A 6,121-nucleotide genomic window follows, 5' to 3' on the forward strand; every position below is an offset into this window, starting at 1 on the left:
CTCCGGGACGGGAATCGAAGGGGGATCTGGTGAGGGTCAGGCTGCTGGTCACAGTCGCCATGCTGATGTTGTCGACCGTGGTGGGCTGCCACTTCGCGTCCAGGAACCCGCCGTCGACCAAGACGCTCCAGGTACCCATGAACGATGTGCTGACGCAGAGTGAGATCAAGCAGAACGTTACCCTCGCCGTCGGCAACACCCTGGTGGTGGAGTTGGGCTCGAACTACACCACTCCCTACCGGTGGACCCCCGACACCAAGATCGGCGACGCGTCGATCATCAAGCAGGTCAGCCATCAGTTCGTCCAGCCGACCTCTGACGCGCTGGGCGCACCGGGCGTCGAAGAGTGGACGTTCACCGCGCTGAGGCCGGGGAGCACCACGATCAGCACGGCGTACACCAGCTTCGTGGGCAAGGACGCCAAACCGGCGTGCACCTACACGCTGGCCGTGACGGTGCAATAGGGCCGTGCGCTTTTACGACACTTCGGGGGCCGCAACGACATCGGCCCGCAGGTGCGCCGCGTAGATCTCGGCGAGGAATTGCTCGACGGCCACCGCGGTGTGTGCGGCGCGGACGGAGCCGAAGATGTCGAAAGCGTGTTGGGTGAGCGGTAATTCGGCATACACCACCGGCTGCGCGCTGACTTGCCGGAGTCGCTCGACGAACGTGCGGGCTTGCTCGACGTAGGCCAGCGAGTCGTTGGTGCCGTGCAGGAGGAAGAACGGGGGAGCGTCGGCCCGCACATGGTTGACCGGTGACGCGGCCTCGAAGGTCTGCAGGTGCGTCGCGGGCTTTTGCTTGATGATCGACTTGATCAGCAGCCCCGGCATCATCGGGTGCAGCGACTTGTCGAACCGGGTGAAGTCGTAGATGCCGTAGAACGGCACCGCCGCCTGCACCCGGGTGTCGGCGTCTTCGAATCCCGGCTGAAACTGCGGGTCATTCTGCGTCAGCGCGGCCAGCGCCGTCAGGTGGCCGCCGGCCGAACCGCCGGTGATGACGACGAAGTCGGGGTCGCCGCCGTATTCGGCGATGTGCTCTTTGACCCAGGCCAACGCGCGCTTGACGTCGACGATGTGGTCGGGCCAGGTGTTGCGCGGGCTGTGCCGGTAGTTGATCGCCACGCAGACCCAACCGAGCTCGGCGAGATGGCTCATCAGCGGATGTGCTTGTCCGCGTTTGTTTCCCGTTGTCCAGGCGCCGCCGGGGATTTGGAAGAGCACCGGCGCCTTGCCCGCCGGGTCGAGATCGGGGCGTCGCCAGATGTCCAGGTGGTTGGCGCTGCCGTATTCGCCGTAGCTGATGTCGGAGTCGTGGGCGTAGTCGCGGTAGATGCGCAGCATCCGCAGCAGCCCCGGGGTCTTGGCGGTGCCGCTGCCGGCCGGGCGGCGCCACAGGTTTGCCGACTCGGTGAGCCGGTCGGCCCCCAGTCCGTCGTCCAACGCCTCGGCCAGGGGGACATTGGCCCGATGGCCCGCGCGGCTGAGGTTGAGCAGGCCCAGCGCCGAGAGCCCGGCGACCACCCACGCGATGATCCGCACGCGCCGGGTCAGGCGACGGCCGGTCAGCGCCAGTCCAGCGAGCTGGGTCAGCAGCGTTTGCAGCGGTAATTCGGTGACGGCGAGCCCGAACATCCATGAGTACAGCGAGGGGAATCCGCCGCGCGCCAGCGGCCGGTAGGCGTTGAGGGTGGACGCCGCGGTGACGGCGGTGACCGCCAACGACCCTATTTGCCGGATGACGTGGATGATTCGAGCAGTCCGCATTGCCTCACCTTACGAAACGGGTAGATGACTATCGGATCCGCTAGCGCCCGTGCTACCAACCCGGCGTGCGGGGAGGCTAGGACGCCTCTGCCCGGCTTTCCAGCTCCTTGACGGGGGCGGGGTCGTTCTCGGTCAGCCCGACCTTCGCAGCGCCGCCGGGCGAGCCGAGTTCGGTGAAAAAATCGGCGTTGATCTGCAGGTATTGGGTGTGCTCGGCGGGCAGATCGTCCTCGTAGTAGATGGACTCGACAGGGCACACCGGCTCGCAGGCACCGCAGTCGACGCACTCGTCGGGGTGGATGTAGAGCATCCGGGCACCCTCGTAGATGCAGTCGACGGGGCATTCCTCGATGCACGCCTTGTCTTTGATGTCGACACAGGGCTCGGCGATCACGTAGGCCACGAGTGTTGTCCTTCCTTCTGGGCTAGCGGGGTCAGCCGGCTGCGGGCCGTCAAACACGGTCTGGCTGGCTAATTTAGCGCGAGGACGCCCGCGCGGGCTACCGGCCTGCACGCCTCGTGTGTCCCATCGTTCCGGCTCGGCCGGGGCGTGAGTAGAGGTTTGGCGTTGTGGTGTCACAAGCTATAGTTGTGTCACACGATTTGATTGTGAGCCGCCGCCCATGCCCCTCAGCCCCCGGTTGCCCGAACTCGCGTCGTTCGAGGCGTTTTTGGCGATCGCCGAGACCGGCAGCCTGGGCCGGGCCGCGCGAGAGCTGGGGCTGACCCAGCAGGCGATATCGCGGCGGCTTGCCACCATGGAAGCCCAGATCGGCGTCACCCTGGCCGTTCGGACGACGCGCGGCTCGCAACTGACGCCCGCGGGCCTGATCGTCGCGGACTGGGCGGCCCGCTTGCTCGAGGTCGCCGCCGAGATCGACGCGGGCCTGGGCTCGCTACGAAAGGAGGGGCGCGAACGCATCCGGGTGGCGGCCAGTCAGACGATCTCCGAACAACTCATGCCGCACTGGCTGCTGTCCCTGCAGGCCGAGGCAACGCGACGCGGCGAGACCGCACCTCAGGTGATTCTGACCGCCACCAATAGCGACCACGCCATCGCCGCGGTCCGCGATGGCAGCGCCGACCTGGGCTTCGTCGAAAACCCTGGCACACCAAAGGGTTTGGGTAGCTGTGTGGTGGGGGAGGACGAGCTGGTGATCGTGGTTGCGCCCGACCACAAGTGGGCGCGACGGGGCCGGGTGGTGACCGCGCGCGAACTCGCGCAGACTCCGCTGGTGGCCCGCGAACTCCATTCGGGCATCCGCGATTCGCTGACGGTGGCGCTGCGCAAGGTGCTCGGCGAGGACATGGAACAGGCCGCGCCCGTGCTGGAATTGACCTCCGCGGCGGCGATGCGCGCCGCGGTGCTAGCCGGGGCGGGACCGGCGACCATGAGCCGGCTGGCCGTCGCCGATGACCTGGCGTTCGGCCGGCTTCACGCGGTGGAGATTCCGAAGTTGGATCTGCGCCGCAAGTTTCGGGCCATTTGGATCGGCGGGCGCACCCCGCCGGCCGGAGCGATCCGCGACCTGCTCAGCCACATCCTGAGCACTGCTGTGTCGAAAACCTAGGCCGCGGCGTCCTCGGCGAGCGCATCGTCGTAGCGGTCGAGCGCGGTCTCGGCCACCAGCCGGTGGGCGCCCAGCGGTGCCGCCATCGGAATGCCGTTGTCGCGGGCGAATTTTGACACGCCGTCGGTGATGAGGCCCGGCGCCAAGAACCACGGCGCGATCACCAGCCGGCGCGCGCCGCGGTTACGCAACTGGTCGGCGGCCCGCGCCACCGACGCCTCGGGCCGGGTGGCGAATGCCGTTGTGGCCCCGGCCCATTGGGTGCCGGCGGCCAGCCTGGTCGCCACCTTCGCAGTGCGCGCGTTGGCGGCGAGGTTCGACGAGCCGATCGCCACCACCATCACGCCGAGATCGTCGTCGAGCGGGGAGACCCCGACTTCGACGAGTCGTTCGCGCAGCACCGTCACCAACCGCTCGTCTTCACCGAGCACATCGGCCTGCCGGATGCCGTGGGCGCCGGCGTCGGCGATCTGCTTGGGGATGTCCAGACGGGCGTGATAGGCGCTGGCCAGCAGCAACGGGGCGACCACCGCGCGGCGGGCGTCCGGCAACCCGGCCAGCACGTCGACGAAGTTTGGAGTGTTGAGCTCGAGAAACGCCAGCCGCACGTCGAGGTCGGGCCGCATCAGCGCCAGCCGGTCGGCCACGGCCTCGGCGTTGGCCCCCGACCGCGGGTCACGGCTGCCGTGCGCGGTGAGTACGAGTGTGTTCATCTCGGCCTCAGCGCAGCTCTTCCTCGTCGGCCCGCAGCGCCCAGGACGCGAACGTCTCGCCGTCCTGGCGGCCGTCGATGTAGTTGCGTGTCACCCGGTCGATGTAGTCGCCCAGTTCGGCGCTGGTGACCTTGTGCTGGCGCAACTTTCGGCCGAAGCCGCTCTGCTCGCCCAGACCGCCGCCGAGGTGCACCTGGAAACCCTCGACCGAGTTGCCGTCACCGTCGTCGATCCACTGCCCCTTGAACCCGATGTCGGCCACCTGAATTCGGGCACACGAGTTCGGGCATCCGTTGAGGTGCACGCTGATCGGCAGGTTGAGCCTGGAATCGACGTCGGCCAGGCGCTGTTCCAGCTCAGGCACCAAAGTCTGTGCCCGCACCCGGGTTTCGGCGAACGACAGCTTGCAGTACTCAATTCCCGTGCACGCCATGGTGTTCTTGCGCCACGACGACGGCCGCGACGGCAGGCCCAGGGCGTCCAGGCCCGCGACCAGTTCGTCGACCTTGTCGTCGGGAACGTCGAGAATGACCAGCTTCTGGAACGGGGTCCATCGTGCCCGGTCGGAACCGGCCTTCTCCATCAGGTCGGCCACCGCCGACAGTGTGCTACCCGACACCCGCCCGACGATCGGCGCGACGCCGACGGCGTTGAGCCCGTTCTTGATCCGCTGCACCCCGACGTGATCGATGGTGTGCTTGACCGGCGCGGGGGCCGGTCCATCGATCAGCCGCCGGTTCAGGTACTCCTGTTCGAGAATTTCACGGAACTTGTCTATACCCCAGTCCTTGACCAGGAACTTCAGCCGGGCCTTGGCGCGCAGCCGCCGGTAGCCGTAGTCGCGGAACAGCCGGGTGACGCCCTCCCAGACGTCGGCGACCTCGTCCAGCGGCACCCACACGCCCAGCCGCTGGGCCAGCATCGGGTTGGTCGACAGGCCCCCGCCCACCCACAGGTCCAGGCCGGGGCCGTGTTCGGGGTGGTTGACGCCGACGAACGCGATGTCGTGGGTTTCGTGCGAGACGTCCTGCAGGCCCGAGACCGCGGTCTTGTACTTGCGGGGCAGGTTGGCGTACTCAGGGTTGTTCAGCAAGCGCCGGACGATCTCGTCGATTGCGGGCGAAGGGTCGAGAATTTCGTCGAGCGAGTCGCCGGCCAGTGGCGAACCGTGGATGCCGCGCGGGCAGTCACCGCAGGCCTCGGTGGTCTGCAGGCCCACCGAATCGAGCCGGCGCCAGATTTCGGGCACGTCCTCGATCCGGACCCAGTGCAGTTGCAGGTTTTCCCGGTCGCTGATGTCGGCGGTGTCGCGGGCGAATTCGGTCGAAATCTGGCCCAGCGTGCGCATCGTGTGCGCGGTCATCGCCTTACCGTCGGAGCGGACCCGCATCATGAAGTACTTGGCTTCGATCTTGTCGGTGTTCTCGTCGCCGGTCCAGCTGCCGTCGTAGCCCTGCTCACGCTGGGTGTAGAGGCCCATCCAGCGGAACCGCCCACGCAGATCGTCCTTGGCGATGCTGTCGAAACCCTGCTTTGAATAGATGTTGATGATGCGGTCGCGCACGTTGAGCGGCGCGTCGTCGCTCTTGAACTGCTCGGCGTGGTTGAGCGGCTCGCGGTCGCCCAGCGCCCACTGACCGTCGTTGCGGGTCTTGCTTGGACGTGCGGTGGTCATGTGGCGTTCTCATTCCTCGTGGCGGCCCGAGTGGGCCTCAGATCGGCCGTGGTGCGGCCGCAGGGCAGGCTGCCGGGCCGCGGCATCGCGATGATGTTGGGTCTGTAGGGCACCCGCAGGTTCGTCGTTGGACCCACGGGTCGCGATTTCCATGGTGCACCCCTTACGAGGGCGTCAGTAGAGGTCATGTGTTGTGAAGGCACAACCCGCTGTTGTGTGCGCTGCTTCACGTCCTGCCTTGGCGGCCAGATGGAGTGCCCCGGCGCTTTACGGAATCGCAGTAGTGTGGCCGTTTATGAGCTCCTCCGACATCCACGACGTGATCGTTATTGGTTCGGGTCCTGCTGGGTATACCGCGGCGTTGTATGCGGCGCGGGCGCAGTTGACGCCGGT

The 6,121-nt window shown here is 67.2% G+C and carries 7 protein-coding genes; 3 read left to right on the forward strand and 4 right to left on the reverse strand.

The features are described from left to right. Positions 1-29 precede the first annotated feature (29 nt). Positions 30-464 (forward strand): protease inhibitor I42 family protein, encoded by a 435-nt coding sequence (locus B8W69_RS24695; RefSeq protein ID WP_085292343.1) that lies wholly within the window; start codon positions 30-32, stop codon positions 462-464. Between the two features lie 12 nt (positions 465-476). On the opposite strand, the gene B8W69_RS24700 is transcribed toward B8W69_RS24695, so the two are convergent. Both B8W69_RS24700 and fdxA read right to left on the reverse strand, forming a co-directional pair. After that, positions 477-1,769 carry an alpha/beta hydrolase gene (locus B8W69_RS24700; protein WP_085292344.1) on the reverse strand — a complete coding sequence of 431 codons (1,293 nt, stop codon included), beginning with the start codon at positions 1,767-1,769 and terminating at the stop codon, positions 477-479. A 76-nt stretch (positions 1,770-1,845) separates the two neighbouring features. Beyond that, positions 1,846-2,172, reverse strand: a complete 327-nt coding sequence (fdxA, locus tag B8W69_RS24705) for a ferredoxin (protein WP_065030936.1) — start codon at positions 2,170-2,172, stop codon at positions 1,846-1,848. 220 nt (positions 2,173-2,392) lie between these two features. On the opposite strand from fdxA, the gene B8W69_RS24710 reads away from it, so the two are divergent. Continuing rightward, positions 2,393-3,340: a LysR family transcriptional regulator gene (locus B8W69_RS24710; protein WP_085292345.1), complete on the forward strand. Its 948-nt coding sequence runs from the start codon at positions 2,393-2,395 to the stop codon at positions 3,338-3,340. On the opposite strand, the gene B8W69_RS24715 is transcribed toward B8W69_RS24710, so the two are convergent. Both B8W69_RS24715 and B8W69_RS24720 read right to left on the reverse strand, forming a co-directional pair. After that, positions 3,337-4,053: a sirohydrochlorin chelatase gene (locus B8W69_RS24715; protein WP_085292346.1), complete on the reverse strand. Its 717-nt coding sequence runs from the start codon at positions 4,051-4,053 to the stop codon at positions 3,337-3,339. The two genes, B8W69_RS24710 and B8W69_RS24715, sit on opposite strands and share 4 nt — an antisense overlap. Before the next feature lie 7 nt (positions 4,054-4,060). After that, a complete protein-coding gene (locus B8W69_RS24720; protein ID WP_085292347.1) occupies positions 4,061-5,728 on the reverse strand; it encodes a nitrite/sulfite reductase in 1,668 nt (555 codons plus the stop codon). A gap of 295 nt (positions 5,729-6,023) precedes the next feature. On the opposite strand from B8W69_RS24720, the gene B8W69_RS30090 reads away from it, so the two are divergent. Beyond that, positions 6,024-6,121 (forward strand): FAD-dependent oxidoreductase (locus B8W69_RS30090; RefSeq protein ID WP_133058026.1); only part of this gene is annotated, 98 nt, incomplete at its 3' end.

The sequence above is a fragment of the Mycolicibacterium vulneris genome, from assembly GCF_002104765.1.
Lineage (GTDB): Bacteria > Actinomycetota > Actinomycetes > Mycobacteriales > Mycobacteriaceae > Mycobacterium > Mycobacterium vulneris.

Excerpts from the sequence above, each read along its gene's own strand:
- B8W69_RS24710 (WP_085292345.1), top strand. The coding sequence starts at position 2,393 with ATGCCCCTCAGCCCCCGGTTGCCCGAACTCGCGTCGTTCGAGGCGTTT.
- B8W69_RS24700 (WP_085292344.1), bottom strand. The coding sequence starts at position 1,769 with ATGCGGACTGCTCGAATCATCCACGTCATCCGGCAAATAGGGTCGTTG.
- B8W69_RS24715 (WP_085292346.1), bottom strand. The coding sequence starts at position 4,053 with ATGAACACACTCGTACTCACCGCGCACGGCAGCCGTGACCCGCGGTCG.
- B8W69_RS24720 (WP_085292347.1), bottom strand. The coding sequence starts at position 5,728 with ATGACCACCGCACGTCCAAGCAAGACCCGCAACGACGGTCAGTGGGCG.